The sequence below is a fragment of the Bacillus mesophilum genome (assembly GCF_008923265.1).
GTDB classification, from domain to species: domain Bacteria; phylum Bacillota; class Bacilli; order Bacillales; family Cytobacillaceae; genus Cytobacillus; species Cytobacillus mesophilum.
In genome coordinates this window covers 29,514-50,991 of sequence record NZ_WBOT01000005.1, presented here as the reverse complement: position 1 = coordinate 50,991, position 21,478 = coordinate 29,514, and the positions used below count along the sequence as shown (strand labels likewise).

19 protein-coding genes and 1 riboswitch are annotated in these 21,478 nt (G+C 38.0%); of the genes, 16 read left to right on the top strand and 3 right to left on the bottom strand.

What is annotated here, in order from left to right:
• The first annotated feature begins 11 nt into the window (after positions 1-11).
• The 11 genes from F7732_RS23095 to F7732_RS15595 all read left to right on the top strand — a co-directional run bounded on the left by F7732_RS23095 (position 12) and on the right by F7732_RS15595 (position 11,072).
• Positions 12-2,144 carry an AAA family ATPase gene (locus tag F7732_RS23095; protein WP_240056652.1) on the top strand — a complete coding sequence of 711 codons (2,133 nt, stop codon included), beginning with the start codon at positions 12-14 and terminating at the stop codon, positions 2,142-2,144.
• Between the two features lie 78 nt (positions 2,145-2,222).
• Positions 2,223-2,600 carry a hypothetical protein gene (locus F7732_RS23090; protein ID WP_240056651.1) on the top strand — a complete coding sequence of 126 codons (378 nt, stop codon included), beginning with the start codon at positions 2,223-2,225 and terminating at the stop codon, positions 2,598-2,600.
• Positions 2,584-3,909, top strand: a complete 1,326-nt coding sequence (locus tag F7732_RS15635; RefSeq protein ID WP_151574949.1) for an McrC family protein — start codon at positions 2,584-2,586, stop codon at positions 3,907-3,909. Before F7732_RS23090 ends, F7732_RS15635 begins: the two co-directional genes overlap by 17 nt.
• Positions 3,910-4,133: 224 nt before the next feature.
• Positions 4,134-5,984, top strand: coding sequence for a PDDEXK-like family protein (locus F7732_RS15630; protein ID WP_151574948.1), 1,851 nt, complete (start codon positions 4,134-4,136; stop codon positions 5,982-5,984).
• 340 nt (positions 5,985-6,324) lie between these two features.
• Positions 6,325-6,993, top strand: coding sequence for a 7-cyano-7-deazaguanine synthase QueC (queC, locus tag F7732_RS15625; RefSeq protein WP_151574947.1), 669 nt, complete (start codon positions 6,325-6,327; stop codon positions 6,991-6,993).
• A complete protein-coding gene (queD, locus tag F7732_RS15620; RefSeq protein WP_151574946.1) occupies positions 6,983-7,468 on the top strand; it encodes a 6-carboxytetrahydropterin synthase QueD in 486 nt (161 codons plus the stop codon). Before queC ends, queD begins: the two co-directional genes overlap by 11 nt.
• Positions 7,465-8,181 carry a 7-carboxy-7-deazaguanine synthase QueE gene (gene queE, locus F7732_RS15615; RefSeq protein ID WP_151574945.1) on the top strand — a complete coding sequence of 239 codons (717 nt, stop codon included), beginning with the start codon at positions 7,465-7,467 and terminating at the stop codon, positions 8,179-8,181. Before queD ends, queE begins: the two co-directional genes overlap by 4 nt.
• A 66-nt stretch (positions 8,182-8,247) precedes the next feature.
• Positions 8,248-8,835 (top strand): Crp/Fnr family transcriptional regulator, encoded by a 588-nt coding sequence (locus F7732_RS15610; RefSeq protein ID WP_151574944.1) that lies wholly within the window; start codon positions 8,248-8,250, stop codon positions 8,833-8,835.
• A 67-nt stretch (positions 8,836-8,902) separates the two neighbouring features.
• The gene (locus tag F7732_RS15605; protein WP_151574943.1) at positions 8,903-9,877 is read left to right on the top strand and encodes an NAD(P)-dependent alcohol dehydrogenase; all 975 of its coding nucleotides are present in this window, start codon (positions 8,903-8,905) and stop codon (positions 9,875-9,877) included.
• Positions 9,878-9,996: 119 nt separating this feature from the next.
• Positions 9,997-10,221 (top strand): hypothetical protein, encoded by a 225-nt coding sequence (locus F7732_RS15600; RefSeq protein WP_151574942.1) that lies wholly within the window; start codon positions 9,997-9,999, stop codon positions 10,219-10,221.
• 191 nt (positions 10,222-10,412) lie between these two features.
• Complete coding sequence (locus tag F7732_RS15595; RefSeq protein ID WP_151574941.1) at positions 10,413-11,072, top strand: suppressor of fused domain protein; 660 nt, start codon at positions 10,413-10,415, stop codon at positions 11,070-11,072.
• Positions 11,073-11,573: 501 nt separating this feature from the next.
• Here F7732_RS15595 and F7732_RS15590 read toward each other — a convergent pair.
• Positions 11,574-14,201: a cation-translocating P-type ATPase gene (locus F7732_RS15590; RefSeq protein ID WP_151574940.1), complete on the bottom strand. Its 2,628-nt coding sequence runs from the start codon at positions 14,199-14,201 to the stop codon at positions 11,574-11,576.
• A gap of 393 nt (positions 14,202-14,594) precedes the next feature.
• Positions 14,595-15,266, bottom strand: coding sequence for a hypothetical protein (locus tag F7732_RS15585; RefSeq protein ID WP_151574939.1), 672 nt, complete (start codon positions 15,264-15,266; stop codon positions 14,595-14,597).
• Positions 15,267-15,523: 257 nt separating this feature from the next.
• On the opposite strand from F7732_RS15585, the gene F7732_RS15580 reads away from it, so the two are divergent.
• The 3 genes from F7732_RS15580 to F7732_RS15570 all read left to right on the top strand — a co-directional run bounded on the left by F7732_RS15580 (position 15,524) and on the right by F7732_RS15570 (position 17,690).
• On the top strand, positions 15,524-16,393 hold the full coding sequence (locus F7732_RS15580; RefSeq protein ID WP_151574938.1) for a helix-turn-helix transcriptional regulator: 870 nt from the start codon (positions 15,524-15,526) through the stop codon (positions 16,391-16,393).
• 172 nt (positions 16,394-16,565) lie between these two features.
• Positions 16,566-16,763, top strand: a complete 198-nt coding sequence (locus tag F7732_RS15575) for a hypothetical protein (protein ID WP_151574937.1) — start codon at positions 16,566-16,568, stop codon at positions 16,761-16,763.
• Positions 16,764-16,838: 75 nt separating this feature from the next.
• Positions 16,839-17,690, top strand: coding sequence for an aldo/keto reductase (locus F7732_RS15570; RefSeq protein ID WP_192913043.1), 852 nt, complete (start codon positions 16,839-16,841; stop codon positions 17,688-17,690).
• Positions 17,691-17,727: 37 nt separating this feature from the next.
• On the opposite strand, the gene F7732_RS15565 is transcribed toward F7732_RS15570, so the two are convergent.
• Positions 17,728-19,914 (bottom strand): diguanylate cyclase, encoded by a 2,187-nt coding sequence (locus tag F7732_RS15565; RefSeq protein ID WP_161598896.1) that lies wholly within the window; start codon positions 19,912-19,914, stop codon positions 17,728-17,730.
• A gap of 85 nt (positions 19,915-19,999) precedes the next feature.
• Between F7732_RS15565 and F7732_RS15560 the strand changes: the two genes are divergently transcribed.
• Both F7732_RS15560 and F7732_RS15555 read left to right on the top strand, forming a co-directional pair.
• Positions 20,000-20,635: a C40 family peptidase gene (locus tag F7732_RS15560; protein WP_151574934.1), complete on the top strand. Its 636-nt coding sequence runs from the start codon at positions 20,000-20,002 to the stop codon at positions 20,633-20,635.
• Positions 20,636-20,695: 60 nt separating this feature from the next.
• Positions 20,696-20,742: riboswitch (PreQ1 riboswitch) on the top strand.
• A gap of 141 nt (positions 20,743-20,883) precedes the next feature.
• Positions 20,884-21,420 (top strand): VUT family protein, encoded by a 537-nt coding sequence (locus tag F7732_RS15555; protein WP_151574933.1) that lies wholly within the window; start codon positions 20,884-20,886, stop codon positions 21,418-21,420.
• Positions 21,421-21,478: the final 58 nt, after the last annotated feature.

Genomic DNA, 21,478 nt, shown 5'->3' with positions numbered 1-21,478 from the left:
GGGTTGATTTAGTGAAGAAAGTAGAAGCAGTTTGGCTTGCAACTGCAGTGTTAACTTTTGAGAATTTTCAAAGGAAGGGATACTTGAAATTTAAAGATATTTATTTTCGACAAATTGATATTATAAACAAAGCCTTTGAATTATTAGGAAATACTGTTCCAAGTGCATTGGCTTCTTCCCATTGTGTAGCCAATACAAATGGATCAATTTATAACTATCTTGTTGCGGGTGGGGATGATAAAAATAATGAGAAATATAGAAGAATTTCATACTTTAATGAGTTTAATGGAATTAAAGAAAGGCCCAATTTGGACGGGAATTTAACGATTACTACAAGTTCTGGTGACAAGGCCGTGTCTGAAATTTATAAATTTGTAAAAGAGGATTTTACGGATTTTTTATTAGATGAATCAAGTTCGGTAAATGAAGATTTTAATTATAGAGTGGTTTTTAATTTCTTGGAACAATACGCTGGTAAAGAGTATAAAGCTATAGAACGAGCTCAGGATGATAGAAAAGAGGAATTTAGAGAGATTAGAAGGGCTGGTAAAGAAGCAACAGCTGAACTTGAAAAAATCACAAACCTATGTAGAGAGAAGTTTGAATTTAAAAAATTTGGTAAATGTTCATGGTTAGATGCGTCTGGTCAACTTACTAAAAAATATTTATGGAGGCAGATGAAACGCCCAGGTAATGCAGAGTGTAAATCAAGCCTCTCAATATTTGCTGAAAATGATGCAGAAGACCAACCTATATTACGTTTAAGTATAGAATTGAATGAAGATCAGAGTTCAGTACAAGATTATGCTAAGCATCATCAACTATTGAGTAGGGCATTAGATGATGCGCTAGTTTATGTAGTCAAGAGCCCATCTGGAGAAATTTGGACAAAGGAAAGTCATGAAGTAGTTAAGGATAAAATAAAAAATGGAACTTATGAAAAAGTCCAAGTTTCGTATTCTTTAACTAAAAAGGAAATTGAAGAGAATAAATATAGCTCTCCTGAAATCATGAATATATTTTATAGAGCTATTAAGAAGTTAATCCCATATTATCTATTGATTATAGGTACAGAAACACAAGTAGAAAAAGATAAGGGGGAACAGGAGATGAATACACTTAATACAATTTTATATGGACCACCTGGAACTGGAAAGACATACAACACTGTGAATTATGCAGTAAGTATTATAGAAAATACGACACTTAAAGAAGTATGCGATGAAGATTATAAAAATGTTTTTGAGCGTTATCTTACATATAAAGAACAAGGACATATAGGCTTTGTTACATTCCATCAATCATACGGTTACGAAGAGTTTATCGAGGGGATTAAGCCCGTTTTGGATGATTCAAAAGAAGATGGTATCCAGTATAATATTGAATCGGGAATTTTTAAGGAATTTTGTGAGAGCGCGCAGCAGTTGACATTAACTGCTAATGATGAGGAAATAGAAGGAGATAAAAACGTCTGGAAGATTTCATTAGGTGGCAGTGGTTCTAATTGGTTAAAGACTGAATGTTTCAATCAAAATCAGATACGAATTGGGTGGGATTCAGAGGGTATTGAGTTTTTAGAAGACGGAAATTATCCTTCTGATACGCTCTATTATTTCTATGAAGAAATGAGTATTGGAGACTTTGTATTTTCTTTAGCTGATCAAAAACATATAGATGCAATCGGTATTATTACAGGAGAACCTGAATGGTTAGAGACTGAAGAGAATTATAAAAGAAGTATTAAGGTGAATTGGCTAGTAACAGATATTTATGAAAATATTTATGAATTAAATGGTAAAAAGAACTTAGTGCAGCAAACAATATACAGGCTTTCTAGATTATCTACTAGTGACGTAAATAATTTAATACTAAAATATTCAAAAGAGAAGCAAGTTGATGTAAAAGAGAATAATGATAATTATGTCTTTATTATAGATGAAATAAATCGTGGAAATATCTCGAAAATATTTGGAGAACTTATAACATTATTAGAACCAAACAAACGAATAGGTGCTGAAGAATCTATGCATTTAAAACTGCCCTATTCCCAAAAAGAATTTGGTGTGCCGCGGAATGTGTATATATTAGGAACAATGAATACTGCTGATCGCTCAATTGCCTTAATGGATACTGCCCTAAGATGACGTTTTAACTTTATTGAAATGATGCCGGATTTAAATGTGTTGCAGGGTATATTTGTAGAGGGAGTTGATATCCAACTTATGTTGGAGGTTATTAATGCACGAATCGAAGCACTTTATGATCGTGAACATACGATTGGTCATGCATACTTTATGAGCTTAAAACAGAAGCCAACCTTAGAAAATTTAGCAAACATATTTAAGAACTCGTTAATACCTCTCCTTCAAGAATACTTTTATGAGGATTATAATAAGATTCAGCTTGTATTAGGTGACCATTTAAAATCACGCGCTAATAAATTCATTGTAGATGAAAAGTTAAATTATATGAGTTTATTTGGAAGAGGAATAGAAATAGATCTACCCGAATTGAAATATCATATCCAACCTAGTGCGTTTGAAAATCCTAAAAGTTATATATTCATTTATGACAGGAATAAAAATGAAGAAAACGATTGAAATAAAAGAGTTCGATATCATCACAAGTAATAAAGAATATAAGGGTGTATATGAGTTTTTAGATAAAGAATCATTTACGCTGCTTGAAAATATGATTTTACAATTTAACCAAAATGAAGACGCAGACGCACTAGACTTTTTTTCGATAACAACAAAACGTCATATTGGAAAAGTAATCCGAGCAAAAAATTATGTAGGGAATATTCAGTTGAATAATGGTATACAAATACAAATTTTACCCAAAATTCATGGGAAATCAGCAAATGATCCAAAGAAAACTTTCTTAAAAATGCTGAGATCACTAAAGGATTTTCCGAATAAAACATTTAATGAAAATAGCTTACGTACAGATCGGATGACTTTATTTGAAGTCTTTATTAATATGTACATTCAGGAAGCTGAGGTTTTAGTAAAAAGAGGTCTAAAGTCTTCGTATTATACGGTGGAAGATAATTTAAATGTCTATAAAGGAAAAGTGTTATTCTCGGAGCAACTTAAATTTAATCATTCGCATAAAGAGCGTTTATACACACGCTATGATGAATATGGAAAAGATCGAGCAGAAAATCGCTTGATTAAATCTACTTTATTAAAGCTGTTAAAGCAGTCAGCAAACGCTGAAAATATTAACAAAATCCGCAAACTTTTAATACACTTTGAACTCATTAAACCATCTATTAACTACTTGAAAGACTTTTCAAAGGTTAAAGTTGATCGCAACACAAGAGACTATGAGGCGATTATGGTTTGGTCACGAGTTTTTCTAAATAATGAAAGTTTCACTACATTTTCGGGAAATACATTTGGAAAAGCTTTGTTATTTCCAATGGAGAAAGTATTTGAGGCATACATTGGACGTCATTTGAAAAAACTACTGTACAATTCAAATTGGGAAGTCGTTCTGCAGGATAAAGGCTATCATTTGTTTAAAGGTAAATTTGCACTTCGGCCTGATATCGTATTGAAAAATGGAAATCGTAAAATCATTATTGATACAAAGTGGAAAATATTAAATAATATACAGAGTAGTAATTATGGGATTTCCCAGTCTGATATGTATCAAATGTATGCGTATGCTAAAAAATATGGATCCAAAGAAATTTGGCTTATTTACCCAACAAGTGTTGAAGTCGAACATTTAAAGGATATCTGTTTTAGTACGAATGAAGGCGAACAAAGCGCAGAAGTAAAGGTGTTTTTTGTGGATTGCCATAATGTAGAAGAAAGTCTGGGGAGTTTTATAGAAAAAGTAAACTATAGAAATAAGCGAGCATTCGATTATATAGATACTTCTTTAGATAGTTGTTAGGAACACTATCAGAATAAATGGAAAGCGGAAATTATTCGATGAACAAATTTGGAAGATATTAAGATAAACATTGTTAATAAATTTTATTATAAATACTTTGGAGTTTATGAGGACTTAGAAGAAATATAGTGCGTCTCTGCTTGATTTTATTGGGATTGTCAGAATAGAATTTAAGGGAAGGTCAGCATATTGCCAAATAAATGATAGAAATCGGAGCTTAATTTATGAGTTACTCATTTGATTTAATAGCACAACTTGACCATTCAAAGGAATTTGCACATTTACATAAGAAATTTCATCAATTTAACCCTTTAAAAGTTTTAAGGGTTAATCATTATGAAATTCGTCATTCAAACGTTCTAGCTTGGTTACTAGATCCAGAAGAGAATCACCAGTTTGGTAGCTTCTTTATAAAAAAAGTATTCTCACGTCTATTAATAAAAAACGAGAATGAAGAAAAGTTAGTAAATATTGATTTTTTACAAATTCTCTCATCATCTTTAACAGATACACTAGTTAGTCGTGAGGTGAAAACATCAAATGGACGCTACATCGATCTATTATTAGAGGTTCCTTCGTTAAAGGTATTACTTGTAATAGAGAACAAGTTTCACGCTTCTGAGTCAGAGAATCAATTAATAGATTACCTTAAATATGTTTCAGAACAATATAAAGGCTACACAATAATTCCAGTATATCTAACATTAACAAGTGATATACCTTCACACCCAGAATATTGGTCACTAGATTACCATGATATACTAGATATAATATCTCAACATTTAGAGCTAAACCAAGAAGTTATAGCAGACAATATTCATGATTTTCTTACATATTATATCGCAATCTTACAAGAGGAACTTGTTGAAGATAACCAGGCCATACAAATGGCTCTTGAAGTTTATCAAAAGAATAAAGTGGCTATTGATATTTTATATATTAGTCAACACCCAGAATGCCGTAAACTACCTAGATTCAAAGATATATATACTCAAATTGATAAATTATCGCTAGGTCAACAGTTAGCACTAAAGCGACTCTATGATAAAAAGAAGAAGACCATAGATTATGTTTTTACGAATGGAAGTAATGTTTTACGTCAAGCCTTCATTTCCTTTTTAGAAAGAGAAGAGATCCCAGAAGAGTTTTATAGTGCACATGTAAGGGTACCTAACTTTATTCTGCCAGAATGGGCTGACTTTGAAGATATATTGGGAAAACCAGAACTAGGATATTGGTTAGGGCATGGTTTAATAATATGGTTTGAACGTACATGGGACGACTTTCTTAAGGTTAATGTTGAGGTAGGACCAGTCCCTTATGAAAATCGATTGAATTTATTAAATGCTCTTGAAACTCTTGGTGTTTCTTTCCGTACTTCTGCAAAATTAGAAGGAAAAAAGTATACTAAAATATATACTGAAACATCCATAATTAGTGATTGGGCAAACAAAGAAAGTATTGCAGAAGGTATGATAAGGTTATTTAACGATGACAAATTTAATAATTTGCTAAGATGTATCGCGATAGCTATAGAGCGATTAACTAAGCTAGATGATCAACAAGGTGAAGATGAACTTAATGAAGTAATTACTCTAGACATTAATAGTACTAAAAGTAGGATAATCTCTAAAAGCGCTTTTATAAAGTTTGCAAAGAATCATGGAATCACTAGTGATCTTTATAAAATAAAGAATCATGATGCATCTTTTATTATTCCAATTTTTAGGGCGCTTGAGAATAAATATGGAGTATCTCGTATTAAGTGGTGGTGGCATGATAGCACATTCACTTTTTGGTATGAGAGACTTAAAGATGATCGTTTAAAGTTAACCTTAGAATTAGGACCCTTAAATCCAGAAAAACGTTTATTGATTATAGAACAACTTGAAGAAATGGGAGTAGTTTTTTCTGTGAAATCAAAACTCCCTTCTGCGAGTTATACACGAATTTTTTCGAAAAGTGTAGTTATACAGAATTGGGAAGACGACGAGGAAGTCTATCACACAATGGAAATACTATATAATGACTCCAAAAATCAAAGACTTATTGAACTAATTTATAGTCTCGAATAGAAAGTTATGTAGATAAACGGATTTTATTTTGATCAATGGAAATTAATTCTTTTCTTTATGCTTTGCTTCATTGGTAAGATTTAATCATACAAGTACCATGATTGCACTTTTTTATATAGGATGTAATGTTGTTAGAAATACAGGATTTCAATTTGTAAAATCTCATAACTACATTTCTCCCCAATCTTATGTTACGATACCACTATAAAATTTAATCCAAATCCGCTTTTCAAACAGCGGTAGAGGTTCTAGCACCCCTCTCTAAAAAAACTAAGATGAAGCAGCACTTCGATCTTGGGGTGCTGTTTTTTCTTGTGTTTTAGGGAAGGGGAGTATTTACATGTTAAGAGATGAAAAAGCAATTGTCGTTTTTAGCGGCGGACAGGATAGCACGACTTGTTTGTTTTGGGCGTTGGAGACGTTTAAAGAGGTTGAGGTTGTTACGTTTAATTATAATCAGCGCCATAAGGAAGAGATTGAGTGTGCGAAGCGGATTGCAGAGGAGCTTCAGGTAAAGCATCATCTGTTAGATATGCAGCTGTTGAATCAATTGGCTCCGAATGCGCTGACTAGAGATGATATTGAGATCAAAGAGGGAGAAGATGGGGAGCTGCCATCGACGTTTGTTCCTGGGCGTAATTTGATTTTCCTTTCGTTTGCAGCGGTTTTGGCGAGTCAGGTGAAGGCGAAGCATATTATCACGGGTGTATGTGAAACGGATTTTAGCGGATATCCGGATTGCCGGGATGCGTTTGTTAAATCGCTGAATGTGACGATTAATTTGTCGATGGATCAGCAGTTTGTGATTCATACGCCGTTGATGTGGCTGGATAAGGCTGAAACATGGAAGCTTGCGGATGATTTAGGTGCTTTAGAGTTTGTTCGTGAGAAGACGCTCACTTGTTATGAAGGAGTTATTGGCGATGGCTGTGGTGAATGCCCGGCATGTAAGCTAAGAAGAAATGGTTTGGAGAAGTATTTAGAAGGAGCTGCTGCACATGACAGATAATTTTTTTGGCTTTCGAATTGTGGAGAAGCTTCAGAAGCTGGATGAAGATATAAAGAAAAGTGATTTAAAGTATCATCACAAGCGGGTTCTTGTCAGCAAGGAGTTTACGTTTGATGCGGCCCATCATCTTCATTGCTATGAAGGGAAATGCAAGAATCTGCACGGGCATACATATAGAGTTGTGTTTGGCATTAGCGGTTTTGTTGATGAAGTTGGTCTTGTGATTGATTTTGGGGATATCAAAGAGATCTGGAAAGAGGAGATAGAGATTTATCTGGATCACCGATATTTGAATGAGACGCTGCCTAAAATGAATACAACGGCAGAGAACATGGTTGTGTGGATTTATGAAAAAATGATGGAATCGTTGAATGACAGATGTAATCAATATAAGGATGCACAAGTTGAATTTGTTCGTTTATATGAAACACCTACGAGTTTTGCCGAGGTTAGACGGGAGTGGATGGAAGCTTGAGTAAGGTGCCAGTAATGGAGATTTTTGGACCGACGATTCAGGGAGAAGGCATGGTGATCGGCCAGAAGACGATGTTTGTAAGAACAGCCGGCTGTGATTATTCTTGTTCGTGGTGTGATTCTGCTTTTACATGGGATGGGTCGGGGAAAGATCTCATCAAGCAGATGGAGGCAGAGGAAATTTGGGAAGAGCTTGTAATGCATGGCGGAGATGGCTTTTCTTTTGTGACCATATCAGGCGGTAACCCTGCTTTGTTAAAAAATCTTAGTTATTTAATCCAGCTATTAAAATCGAAGAATATTAAAATTGGGCTGGAAACACAGGGAAGCAAATGGCAGGATTGGTTTCTGGAGATCGACGAGTTAACACTCTCCCCCAAGCCGCCGAGTTCTGGGATGACAACAGATTTTAATATGCTGGATACCATAATCGGAAAGCTTCAGGCAACAAACACAAGTTTAAAAGTGGTTGTGTTTGATGATGAGGATTATCTTTATGCCAAGAACGTGCATCTTCGTTATCCTGAAGTGCCGTTTTTCCTGCAGGTTGGCAACAGTGATAATCAAACAGCCGACAACCAGCAGCTGTTAGCTCAATTAATAGATAAATATGAATGGTTAATTGATAAAACAATGGCCGATGACGAGCTGAAGGACGTTAAGGTGCTTCCGCAGCTTCATACGTATATTTGGGGAAATAAGCGGGGCGTGTAGGAATAGTTATTTTTAACATAATTCTTCAGATGTACTCATAAATCATAAAGCAAAAGGAGATGAGTCATGAAGGAATTGCTTCTGAAATATATGGATCAATATACATCGTTAGCGGAAGCGGAGCAGCAAGCGGTGATCAACGACATCGTAATAGAATCTTTTTCAAAAGGGGCAAATCTGCTCAAACAGGGAGACAAGGCAAACAAGCAATGTTTCTTTGTGTTAGAAGGATGTGTCAGGCAGTATTATCTAGACATTGAAGGAAATGAGATAACAGCTAATTTTTATACTGAAGAGCAAGCGATTTTGCTTTCCAGTCCGAATGAGGTCGATCGTTATTCTCGTTATACATACACTTGTCTGGAAGATTGTGTGTTAGTTGTTGCTGATTTGGATTCTGAACAAGAGATGTATGCCAAATATTCGGAGCTGGCAGTCATGACTCGCCGTATGATGGAAAAGGATCTGCGGGCAGCACAAAATGAATTTACCGCATTTATTCAGTCTTCCCCAGAGGAACGATACAAAATGGTTTTGCGCAACCGGCCAGATCTCATTAAACGAGTACCTCAATATCAATTTGCCAGCTACCTTGGAATCACACCAGAGTCCTTGAGCAGGATAAAAAAGAGACTGCATAATGAATCATCTTAACTTAAGTCAATGCAGCATTTATTTTCTCCGACTAGAATAATGTAAAAAGGACTAGGAGGAGAGCGAGATGAAGGCGATTATTTCGGAAAGGTATGGCCAGGCAGATAGTCTTACATTAAGGGAAGTGGTAATTCCCAGTCTTGATCGCAATCAAGTGCTGGTAAAGGTTCATGCATCATCCATTAATTTTGGAAATCTTGTACTATTAACTGGAAAGCCGCTGCCTGCCCGCCTTGCTTTTGGACTTTTAAAACCGAAGTACTCTATACCAGGTGGAGATGTAGCAGGTATTGTTGAGGCTGTTGGTGAGAATGTGACTGGGTTTCAGATTGGTGATGAAGTGTTTGGGGATTTGTCCACCAGCGGCTGGGGTGCTTTTGCACAGTATACAGCTGCAAATGAAACATCCTTGGCTTTGAAGCCCAGCAATCTGACATTTGCCGAAGCGGCCGCTGTGCCGATGGCAGGGGCAACAGCACTGCAGGCGATCAGGGACAGCGGAAAGTTAGCTGCTGGCATGAAAGTGCTGCTTCATGGTGCTTCAGGAGGAGTTGGTACCTTTGCCATTCAAATCGCGAAGGTGTATGGTGCGGAAGTAACCGCAGTGGTGAGTACTCGAAATACAGAGATGGCAAGAGCCTTAGGTGCTGACCATGTCCTTGACTATCAAAAGGAAAACTTAGAGAATCATGAGCAAACCTATGATGTTATTTTTGGTGTGAATGGCGCTCAGCCTCTTTCCGTTTATAATAGGCTATTAAAAGAGAATGGTCAGTTTATCCACGTTGGAGGGGAAAGCAGCCAGATGTATCAAACGCTCCTAAAGGGCTCATGGTTATCCATGGTTGGGAAAAAGAAATACAGCACATTTTTGCACAGAACAAAGCAGGAGGATTTATTGTTTCTTAAAGAACAAATAGAAGCGGGAAAAATACGGCCCATCATTGATCGAGAGTATTCCCTGCAAGAGGTTCCAAAGGCCATTCAATACTTTGAAAAAGGTCGTTCTCAGGGGAAAGTCATTATTTCTGTTTTCAATTAGTGAGAAGCTATGTTTGGTTTGTTGTACTTAAAAAGCGCAAAGTATCTACGTTCACAACTAAACGATACAGGCACCCATTTTTTCGATTTCAATATGATGAATTTGAAGGAGTGATGAGGATGCCGTGGCAACAAAAAATTAGTTATTTGATCGGTCAGCCTGTGGGTATTTCAATGGCAAACGGACAAGGAGCATCAGGTGTTTTGTGCGGTACATCTAATGGAAAGCTGCTTGTCATTGAGTATTTGTATCAAGCACAATTTGCCTTAAAGCAATACGATTTTCAAATGATTCAGGATATAAATGGATTTCCAGCTTGTCAGAACCAGCAGCCGCTATATTAATGAACCGTCCCTTCTACAGAGGGTTTTTTTTTGTGCCAGAAAAAAGGGTCAAATCCTATTCGACTCATAAAAGCCACCTCAAAAACTAAACTTTTTATCTATGTAGTATCTCTTTTTAATATGCAAACAATTTTGTTATCCTTAAATGGAAAAGAACGGCCCAGAGGATATAGAAGGGAGATGGACAGTAGATGGATATAGAAGAATATAAAAGTCGCGCAGAGCAGCAGGAGGATTGGGCGCCAGGCTGGGAAGCAATTGATGTAGTGTTTGATCAGCTTTATGAAAATCAAAAGCCGGCTCATTATGGAACGGAATTACATAAACGGGCCATGTTTGGCGGAGATCAGTATTTGGACGGCTTTAGTATCTATGAATCTGGTAATGGATACAAGCACATTCTGACATATGGAATGAGTGAGCTGTATGTGAACGAGGAAGCGTTCGGAGGAGAATGGAGCGGCTGGGGATATGAGATGACATTCAAGCTGCAAGCTGAATCGGCGGAAGAGTGTTTGTGGGCATGTGATATGTTGGCCAATCTTGCCCGCTATACGTATACACAGCAGCGATTTTTTGAACCATTGCAGTTTGTGGCGGGAAATGGAACGTCTATTCATTACGGAGTGGAATCAGACATCACGGCATTGCTTGTGGTCAATGATACAGAGGCTAAGGGGATCGATTCGGTACATGGCAGAGTAGAGTTTCTGCAAGTTGTCGGCATTACAGAACGAGAATTAGAGCTGTTGAAAGAGGATGTTACATTGTCGGCAAAGCTTGTTGAAGAGATGAAGAAGGATAACCCGTTTTTGGTGACGGATATGGGGAGAAAGAGATCCTATTTGTAAAATCGGTTTCTAATCTCTGAGTTTGCGGACTAGGATTAGCAGAAGCTCTAATTAAAGGTAGAGGCACTAGAAGGCAAAAAAAAAGCTGGCAGCCACCAACTTATTATTTAAACCTTATAGCTTTCTAACATGCCATTGATGGGATTGGATTGTATTCTGATTGAGTCTTTTCGCAAAGTTGTCTGCGGCAGTGAACTCTTCAAAGGTTTTAATCAAATGGCTGTTTGAGACCTTTAAATTTTCAGTTTTGCCACTAATGTACCGTGTTAAAACAAACATAGGGCAAACTCCTTTTTATCCTTATAAATTTAAGGATACGTTAAGCCTAACATACTTGAAGTAAAACTTATACAAAGTTTGGGAAAAGTTATAAATATTTCGATAAAATTAGGTAGAATTAGTTGGTATAATCCATTTTACATTAGTACTATAGAAGTGGTTTGGTTGCCTCTTTAAATAAAAAAGAACAGATGCAGCAGATAGCATCTGTTCTTTGACTGTTTATGAACGAACTTCTTTTGGTCTGAAAAGTATCTTCAAAATCTCCATCAGCACAAGTGCTCCGAATGCAAGCCCCAATGCTGTCAGGAATTCCTGCAATCCAAATGTAGCTGGAATTGAGAAAATGTCACGCGTGAACGGTAACAGAGTAATTCCGTATAACACGAAACCTAATGCAACAGCACCAATTACATATTTGTTGCTGAAAAGTCCCGCGCCAATGGCTGTTTGTGTTGCCGAACGGGCAGCAAATGTCTGCAGGGTACGAGCTAGGATTAGTGTCGAGAATGCCAAAGCTACTCCCATTTCTTCTGAATGCTGCAATCCAAGGTAGTGTGCGATAATAACGGCGATTCCGATCAAAATACCTCTCGTTAATACAGCTCTCAAAGTGCCACCTGCAAAAATGCCTTCATCAATATTACGCGGCTTCTTCTTCATGACACCTGGTTCCGATTTTTCCATGCCAAGTGCAATAGCGGGCAGCGAGTCATTCACTAAGTTAATAAATAACAGCTGAATCGCTGTAAATGGGTTGGCCCAGCCAATGATCACTGCGAACAAGATCGCTATGATGGCGCCCAAGTTTCCGGCGAATAAATAGCCGATCGATTTTTTAATATTGTCAAATACTGTCCGACCTACACTAACGGCGTTCACAATCGATACAAAGTTGTCGTCTGTTAAAATCATGGAAGAGGCATCTTTTGCCACATCCGTACCGCTTCCCATCGCAATCCCGATATCTGCCTGCTTGAGAGCAGGGGCGTCATTAACGCCATCACCGGTCATAGCAGTAATGCGATTTTTCTTTTGCCATGCACGGACAATTCGGATTTTATTTTCCGGTGAAACACGTGCATAGACGGAGATGTCTTCTAATTTCCGGTCGAGCTCTTCGTCGGAAAGAGCATCTAATTCCTGACCTGTCAGAGCAATATCATCTTCATCCATCAGACCAATGTCTTTTCCGATTGCCTGTGCGGTCGTTTTATGATCACCTGTGATCATGATGGTGCGGATACCAGCCTGCTTTGCTTGCTCAATAGAACCATACACAGCTTCACGAGGCGGATCCATCATCGCCGTTAAGCCAACTAGTACTAAATCATTTTCATCTTCGTGTCCAATGCCGTGATGCTCCGGCAATTTTTTATAACCATAAGCGAGCACACGCAGTGCTTGTTTGGAATACTCTTCATTCATATCCTTAAACTGCTGCAGAAATTCATCTGTTAAAGCTTCTTCATTTCCATTGATCAGTACGTGGCTGACCCGATTAAACATCACATCTGGACCGCCCTTTGTTAAGATCATCCTTGAGCCATTAATCGTGTAGACGGTCGACATTAACTTTCGATCCGAATCAAACGGCAATTCTGCTTCGCGTTTGTTTTGATTTCTGATTTCCTCAAAATCATCTATATAGTTGATCAGTGCCACTTCGGTTGGATCTCCAACTTCTTTTCCTTCATTGTTAATATAGGAATCGTTACAGAGGACCATAATGTTGAATAGCATTTCCTCACTGCTGTTCGGGTTTTCGAGCGGTTTGTCTTTATTGCCTTCTCCCGGGATGTAATAGCTTGTCACTGTCATTTTGTTCTGTGTTAGTGTTCCTGTTTTATCTGTACAGATAACACTTGTGGATCCAAGTGTTTCGACTGCCGGCAGTTTTCGAATGATCGCATGCTGTCTCGCCATTTTGTTCGTTCCAACGGACAAAACAATCGTGACAATGGAGGACAGTGCTTCTGGAATCGCTGCAACGGCTACGGCTACTGCAAACATAAGTGACTCTAAGATAGCTGTTGTCATATCAGCTGTATTGCCGCCGAACCAGATTCGGCCAACCTCAACGGCGAAGATGAGGATACAGAGAATAAGGATCGCGATGCCAAGCTTTTTGCTGAACTCATCAAGCTTTCTCTGCAGTGGAGTTTGTTTCTCTTCTGCTGTGGCAATCATGTCAGCAATTTTACCGATTTCTGTTTTCTCCCCAGTGCCTGTCACCACAAAGGTGCCCCGTCCGTAAACGACTAACGAGCTGCTGAATACCATATTGCGGCGATCACCTAGTGGAGCATCCTCGCTGAGCGTGTCGGTGTTTTTCTCAACAGCTTCCGATTCACCTGTCAGCATGCCTTCATTGACCTTTAACGAGCCGCTTTCAAGAATTCTGCCGTCTGCAGGGATATGATCACCTGCTTCAAGGAAAACGATATCGCCCGAGACAAGCTCGCGAGCCGGAATCGTTTGTCTTTCACCGTTCCGGATGACCTTTGCATTCGGTGCCGACATATTCTGCAGGGCTTCAAGAGACCCTTCCGCCTTTTTCGTTTGAACGACACTTATAATCGAATTAATAATGAGCACAAGAAAAATAATTAAAGATTCAACCACTTCACCAAGAACGAGCTGAACACCAGCTGCAATTAAAAGAACGATCACCATCGAGTCTTTAAACGTTTCTAAAAATAATTTCCAGGTTGGGACTTTTTCCTTCCCTTTAATTTCGTTATACCCATCTCTTTCTAAGCGCTTATGTACTTCTTCCTGTGCAAGCCCATTTTCAGTCGCCTGCAACTGCTGCAGCACATCTTCCTGACTTTCACGATAAAATTGCATTATATGGCTCCTTTCCTTTCCACTATTATTCGTATCCTATTCCCTTTTCATGCTTTTATTTAAACAGAAAGGGAAGATGAGTTGAAACAAACAGTAAGATGCCGAATGAGTCATTCTGGTGTGTTGATTTCCAAGGGTGGGATGGAATTTTAATTGCGATTGATTCATTGAAGAAATTGAATTTAGTAAAATGCTTATTTTAGTGTTTGAATTCGTGGAGTAGAAGAGAGCTTAATATACCTTTAGAATATATTGTGAGATGTCAATTTTAAAAGGGTCATAATGATAAGTTTTTATTAAATTTTGTGTATTGCTTAAAAAATACAGGTGTGAAAACACATAAATAAACCAAGACAAGGAGAAGATTCCCTGACTTGGTTTTGAGACAGATGTTTATTGTATTAGAGATGGCTTCCCATTATTTCTTTTGCGGCTGTAACAAAGAGCAGTTCCCAGCCAAATGAATGCTATACCCATTGGAATGGCCAATAGTCGATCGAATGGATGAGGGATGACAGCGGCAGCAAGAGTAATGACTGCTGAAGAAGCAAGTAAGGCGCCAGCCATAGGAGGCAGGACTCCTGCACGAAATGTTGCAATTCCAAAGATAAGTCCGCCAACTGTATAAAGGATCCCTGCTATCGGTGCTAATATGGGGAAAATACCAAGGTTCACTTCACTTTGCAGCCCGCCAAAGATTCCTGTAATGCCCTCTACAAATCTTGGAGCATCGTGTGTTAGGAGAGGTAAAACGAATGCCTCAATAAAACTAAAATTCAAGGAAATAAACCAAAACAGGCTGAAGGTTACCCAGCCAATAAGGCCAAGCCATCTCGTTTCTTCCGCTTGCTTCAAGTAGATCCCCAGTATGCCAATTAAACTAAACAGCGAAAAGGAAATTGTAATGACAGCAGCGATCATCCATAAATTTGTGTTCACAGATGATAGCTGATCTGCTGGATGGAAAAACTGAATAGAGATATAAAGAAGCCCTGCTAAAATCGCACATAAACCAGCAAATTTAATGAAGCTTTCTGCTGTTGCATCCCAGTTGTTTTTTTTCATACGATACCCATCTCCCTGTAAGAAGGGGGCTGAAGTTTTGTTACCTCAATCCACTTCTTTGTATATTTGATAAATTAAAATTACCATTTCCATCTCCTTTTCACTGTCCGTATCTTGCTGTAATAGGAGCAGTCCAGTTTCCATTCTGCTGTATGCTAGTCCCGTTAGTAAGCTAGACACAGAACTATTTACGAAATAATCGGCATATAGTATTTTAGTAATAAATAGTCCAGAAAAATAAAAAATAAGGTGATCTCATGGAGCATTATGAAGTAATTGAAAAAGCTTTAATACATATTGAAGATAACCTGGACCAGCCCTTGTCATTAGATTCTGTTTCAAGCGCCTTCCATATGTCGAAGTACTATTTTCATAGACTGTTTTCTGCCATCATGGGCTGTTCTTTAAACGAATACATTCGAGCCAGAAGATTGAATACGTCTGTAAAATACATTCAAGATTCAAATTTGTCCTTAACAGATCTTGCCTATCAATTAAATTTTGGTACACCATCGTCCTTCTCCCGTGCTTTTAAAAAACAATACGGAATTTCCCCGAACACTCTAAGAAATAGTGAAAAAACAATCGATTTAGCTGACATTCCTCCAGTCATAAAAAGACCCATTAAACATATTAATGGAGACATTGTGACTGATTTTACCTTAACAAACTTCGATTCTATACAAATAAGCGGCCTTGCATTCGAAGTTGATTTATCCACAAACGATTTTAAGGAGGTCATCCGATTTCATTCTAAAATGCTGACAGACAGCATTAATCACACCATGAAAAGTCCCTGCTATGTCATATATTCAAACTGCCAGCCAGATTCGCCCAAGTTTAAAGCGCTTGTTGGGATTCCACATCATATAAAGATGGATAAGCCGTATTTTTTCACTGTAGATGTTCCCGATTTTTTTTGTTCAAAATTTAACTATTATGGCGATTTGCTAGAAATTGGGGATGTCTTTATTACTGACTTTGCGAGGTTTTTAAAAATTTCCAGACAAGAAGCCGAGGATGCTGATATAGAGCTTATTCAAGTATTTGAGGACGTTCACAATTTAGAATCGTCCTATCATATCGTTGTTCCAGTTAAAAAGCTGCCGATCGATTCAGATGTTTGATGTTATCTGCTTATGTCCGTATTTAATGCTATATAGCTGGATGTATCCATGAGGAAGAATGTTTTCCATCAGGAGGGGGAGGCACAAAGGAGCAGGTTAGAAAACGTAACGCTTCTCTTTTGCAGCAGATCATTTGTTTTAAACTGCCAGCTTAGTGAGTGGAGGTCTATTTATGAAAGAAAAAACAAAACTGTTTATAGGAACCGCGGGATGTTTAATTTTATGTCTATTTGGTGTTTACCGTTTATTGGTTGAGAACCCATCAGATTTTACCTCTATGATTATTCCCGTAATTTTTGCGGTTTCAGGTTTTCTTGGATTTGTGACAAATGTTTATAATTTGAGTAAGCGGAAAAGTGACAATATATGAACATTTTGGCAGAGAGCTGAAATTTTTATAATAAGATAATAGTGATATTCACGATAAAAAGAAAGGATGATTCAAATGAGCCGATACATCACTTTACCGGACGGAACATCACTGCCAAGTATTGGACAAGGCACATGGTATATGGGTGAAAATTCACAAATGAAATCAAAGGAAGTCAAAGCACTGCAGCTCGGCATTGATTTAGGCATGAATGTCATTGATACGGCAGAAATGTATGCTGAAGGAGGAGCAGAGCTGGTTGTTGGCGAAGCGCTCAAAGGAAGAAGAGAAGATGTTTTCTTAGTATCCAAAGTTTATCCGCATCATGCTGGATTGGATTCCATTGAAAGAGCATGTGAAAACAGTCTGAAACGGCTGGGAACAGATCATCTCGATTTATATCTATTACACTGGAGAGGCTCTGTGCCTTTAGCAGAAACCATTGAAGGAATGGAAAAGCTTCAAAAGGATGGAAAAATCGCAAGGTGGGGCGTATCGAATTTTGATACAGCAGATATGAAAGAGCTATGGAGGATAGAGAACGGCCAAAATTGTATGACCAATCAAGTGCTCTATCATTTAGGTTCTCGTGGAATTGACTATGACTTGGTTCCGTGGCAAGAGGAGCATAATATGCCGATTATGGCGTATAGTCCGCTCGCGCAAGGCGGTTCCTTAAGAAAACAGCTGTTAACAGATCCGATCATAAAGGAAATAGCTGAAAAAAATAATGCCGAGCCACTGCAAATAGCTTTAGCATGGACCATTCGAGCAGGCAACTGTCTGGCGATTCCTAAAGCAGTGCAGGAAGAACATGTACGGGCAAATGCGGAAGCAGCGGATATTGACTTAAGTGATGAAGATTTACATCAACTTGATGAGGTGTTTCCGAGACCCACACGAAAAATGCCTTTGGATATTATTTAAAAGAGAAAAGGTGGCTGAGATCTTCAGCCACCTAGCATTATCTGACCTTCATTTCCGTGTTTAATACAACTCGGTCACGTCCAGCATTTTTCGCACGATACAAACATTCATCCGCTTCCAGGATCATATCCTTGATGGAAGTAATGCTGTTTCCTTTGTGAATACTAACGCCAATGCTGACTGTTAAAGACAGAGCTTGATTTCGATTTAAGAAAAGCGGATGTGAATGGAGTGACTTCCTCAATTCATTGGTCACATTGAGAACTTTCTGTTCTTTGACATGGCTAGTGACTACTATAAATTCTTCGCCACCATATCTGCCGACAAATCCCAAATCCTTAAAAGTATCCACGATTCGATCGGCAACAAAGATAATCGCCTGATCTCCAACCGTATGACCGTATGTGTCATTGACACGTTTAAAGTGATCAATGTCAATTAGTAGAATACTAACTTCTTGCTCTGCTTCCTGTGCCTCTTTTACCAGCATATTTGCTTTTTCTAAGAAGTACTTGCGGTTTAATACATTTGTAAGATGGTCATACATAGCAGACTCTTTAATTGATGTATAATTCATAAGATTGTCCATTAGAACGGTAAATTGATCCTGGAAGTAAGGAATCATTTTCTCCTTCTGATAGGGATCAATTTGATCCTGATCCTCGCCATTGACAATAAGAAGACCTGTATGATTCTCACAAACAATCGGAATAGACAAGAACGTGCCAAAAGAATCTTGTATGCCAAAAGATCTTGGCGTGATGTCGGTTGCATAAATAATTCTTGTAAGATATTGATCATCTATATAAAAACTGTCATCAAGTGATAATTCGCCATGCTGTACAATCACTTCCCATGCTGCATCCTTTTTCTGCAAATAGAATCCTTTTTCCAGCTTTGTCAGGTATAAGAGCGTGAAAAGACCATTCTCCGCCAGCAGGGTATGTTCTTTCACACTTGACATTTGCTTAAAGAAATTCTGCATCAGTGTCTGCATGTAATATTTCTTTGACTCCATCTCTTTTTCAAGTGTGACTCGTTTAATCTTGTCAGCGAGCCCTAATGAAAGAACAAGTACTTCCGCCATCGCGCCAATCTTCGGCGCATATAAGGTTAATGCATTGAGCGGCAGGATCTGATAAGCAGCCATCAGATTGAGTAAGATGCCTATTAATAATAGCGACCATGCTGAAATATAAAATTTGGCTTCCCGTGTTCGCAGTCGCACTCTTATGACAATTAAGATGATAAGAAAAGCAATGATGGTAGCAACAATCGTACTGACCATAGTTGAAATTCCGATAAGTAAAACAAATGGAATAATTAATGTAAAAGCGCAAATGATTGTAAATATATGAACTATTTGAAAGAGCCTTGGTGCAATACCTTTCAGCTGCAGAAAATGCTTCGTAAACAGTAATCCAAACAGCGCAGCAAAAAGGATAAAAAAAGCATTGGATCGCAGTGCCCACCAAGGATAATCGCCCCAGAGCCACTCGAATGCATATCCATCCCAAATCGCCTGCAGGATCGTAAAACCAGCAATAAACAAGATATAATATAAGTAAGTTTTTTCTCTTAGGGAGAGAAATAGAAAGCTATTATAAATCATCATGGCAATCATAATGCCGTAAAAAAGGCCAAACATCATTTGCGAATCAGACTGGTAGGCTGAAAATGATCCATAATTCCAAAGTGTGATCGGTGCCTGAAAGAAACTATCTGTTTCAATTTTTAAATAATAAGTATGTATGGATTCAGATGAATCGAGGTGAAGCGGAAAAACGAGATTGCGGTGTTTTATAATTCTCTCATCAAATGGCAGGCTGTAGCCGATCGTTTCTTGTATTTGAAGGCTGTCATTATTTTCACTATACAAGGAAACCAAGCTTAAATGCGGCTTTTTAATTTCGAGCAGCAGGTCTTTCGCACGGTCACTTGTATTTTGCATGTCGATCTTGATCCAATAATCCAAATCGGCAATATCCCCATCGATATCCGCCTGACTGAAGGAAACAAATTGATCCTGCCTTTCGAGGATTTGATCTGGAGTCAGATCGTTTGAATCAACATACACAAGTATTTGGGAGGTCATATCCTTTTCCGTAAAATCATTGCTCACGTTCACTGGGTTTGCTTTGGCATAAGAAGCTGAAATAGGAAAGAACAGTGTAAAAAGGACGATGAGAACAAAGTAGTGATATTTTTTGAAAACTGGTTTCATTGAATAGACTCCCGTTTCATGAAATATTGGTATCATTATAACATGATAGTGTAAAATTTTAGCATATTATTTTAGGAGGAGTATTATGAAAACAGAAACGTATGATCAGCTTTTGCCATTATTAAAAACAGGAGATTTAATATTATTCAGCGGAAAATATGAGATGAGCAAGTTAGTAGAAAAACTGGAGCACAGCAAATGGTCACATGTGGGGATGGTGCTGCGTCCTGATCCAGATGGTGAGGTATTTTTCTTTGAATCAACAGCTCTCATCAATCTTGAGGATGAATGGTTTCATGATCACGAAACAGGGCCAAAGGTTGTCAAACTGCTGGATCGGCTGAAAACGTACGGCCAGGATGTTGAACCATACGTTGCGCCGGAATATGCCCTGCGCACCTTAAAAATGAAAAACAAATTGGATGATCAAAAGCTCTATGACTATATCAAAAGAGTACATGGAATCCCGAACCCTAGTGAATGGCCAATGATTGAAGAAGTAATTGAAGGCAGAATGTTTCATATTACTTCAAAAAGGAATGATTATACCTGCAGCAAACTGATCGCAGAAACCTACCAAACATTGGGGATCGCGTCGTTTTCTATACCATTGAACGGGCTGATGCCTAAAGATTTTTCTTCAGCAGGACATATAAAAATAAAAGCTGGAGAGTTAGAAGAAGAGATTTTGATTCAGTTAGAGGAAGAGGTTGTTTCTTGAAATTGTCATTGACAGATCTCTGTCCTTTACGATATTATTAATCTCAATTGCATAACCCGATCGGGAGAGGTTCCTAGCTTAAACCCTCTATAAAAAACTATGGATTGCTGTGTCCATGTGGTCACAGCTTTTTATTTTTTTGATAGAAAGATTGTCTAGGCCTCTTTTGTGGAGTTTTCTTAACTTCGCATGGGAGGTCTTTTTTCGTTCGGTTATCATATAAAACTGTAGCATCAGGAGGAGTATACATGAGAATTTTATTGTATTTATTATCTATTGTTATTGCCAATGTTGTAACGGCTAAATTTGCACCATTGGCTGTAGGGATTTTTATGATCCCAATGGGTACGCTGTTTATTGGAGCAACCTTTATTTTCCGTGATCTTGTCCAAAATAAATATGGAAGATCAAAGACGTACTTATTTATTTTTACAGCACTGATCCTGTCTGGAATCGTGTCATTCCTGCTTGGAGATACATTGATGATTGTGGTAGCATCTGCTATTTCGTTCTTAATTGCGGAAACAGCTGATACCGAAATTTATACGCGTTTAAAGCTTCCATTTGCATGGCGTGTTTTCTATAGCGGCATCGTCGGCGGCTTGCTGGATTCAGTAGTGTTTGTTGTAATCGGCTTAAGTCCGTTAGGTGCAAACATGCTCCCATGGGAAGCGGTGCCGGCAGCGATCGTTGGTCAAATATTGGCGAAAACGATTATTCAGATGATTGCAGCGATCATTATTCATCGTATTCATACTGGAAAAGAAAATAAGATGGCTTTTTAAGTTTCAGAGGAATCTATTGATCAAAATAGGTTCCTTTTTTGTGGATGCATTATGCTGT

Bases quoted from the DNA above. Each gene is read 5' to 3' on its own strand.
- F7732_RS15590 (WP_151574940.1), bottom strand. From the start codon at position 14,201: ATGCAATTTTATCGTGAAAGTCAGGAAGATGTGCTGCAGCAGTTGCAG.
- F7732_RS15555 (WP_151574933.1), top strand. From the start codon at position 20,884: ATGAGAATTTTATTGTATTTATTATCTATTGTTATTGCCAATGTTGTA.
- queD (WP_151574946.1), top strand. From the start codon at position 6,983: ATGACAGATAATTTTTTTGGCTTTCGAATTGTGGAGAAGCTTCAGAAG.
- F7732_RS15575 (WP_151574937.1), top strand. From the start codon at position 16,566: ATGAAAGAAAAAACAAAACTGTTTATAGGAACCGCGGGATGTTTAATT.
- F7732_RS15595 (WP_151574941.1), top strand. From the start codon at position 10,413: ATGGATATAGAAGAATATAAAAGTCGCGCAGAGCAGCAGGAGGATTGG.
- F7732_RS15585 (WP_151574939.1), bottom strand. From the start codon at position 15,266: ATGAAAAAAAACAACTGGGATGCAACAGCAGAAAGCTTCATTAAATTT.
- F7732_RS23090 (WP_240056651.1), top strand. From the start codon at position 2,223: ATGTTGGAGGTTATTAATGCACGAATCGAAGCACTTTATGATCGTGAA.
- F7732_RS15560 (WP_151574934.1), top strand. From the start codon at position 20,000: ATGAAAACAGAAACGTATGATCAGCTTTTGCCATTATTAAAAACAGGA.
- F7732_RS15630 (WP_151574948.1), top strand. From the start codon at position 4,134: ATGAGTTACTCATTTGATTTAATAGCACAACTTGACCATTCAAAGGAA.
- F7732_RS15605 (WP_151574943.1), top strand. From the start codon at position 8,903: ATGAAGGCGATTATTTCGGAAAGGTATGGCCAGGCAGATAGTCTTACA.
- F7732_RS15580 (WP_151574938.1), top strand. From the start codon at position 15,524: ATGGAGCATTATGAAGTAATTGAAAAAGCTTTAATACATATTGAAGAT.
- F7732_RS15570 (WP_192913043.1), top strand. From the start codon at position 16,839: ATGAGCCGATACATCACTTTACCGGACGGAACATCACTGCCAAGTATT.
- F7732_RS15610 (WP_151574944.1), top strand. From the start codon at position 8,248: ATGAAGGAATTGCTTCTGAAATATATGGATCAATATACATCGTTAGCG.
- F7732_RS15565 (WP_161598896.1), bottom strand. From the start codon at position 19,914: ATGAAACCAGTTTTCAAAAAATATCACTACTTTGTTCTCATCGTCCTT.
- F7732_RS15600 (WP_151574942.1), top strand. From the start codon at position 9,997: ATGCCGTGGCAACAAAAAATTAGTTATTTGATCGGTCAGCCTGTGGGT.
- queC (WP_151574947.1), top strand. From the start codon at position 6,325: ATGTTAAGAGATGAAAAAGCAATTGTCGTTTTTAGCGGCGGACAGGAT.
- F7732_RS15635 (WP_151574949.1), top strand. From the start codon at position 2,584: ATGAAGAAAACGATTGAAATAAAAGAGTTCGATATCATCACAAGTAAT.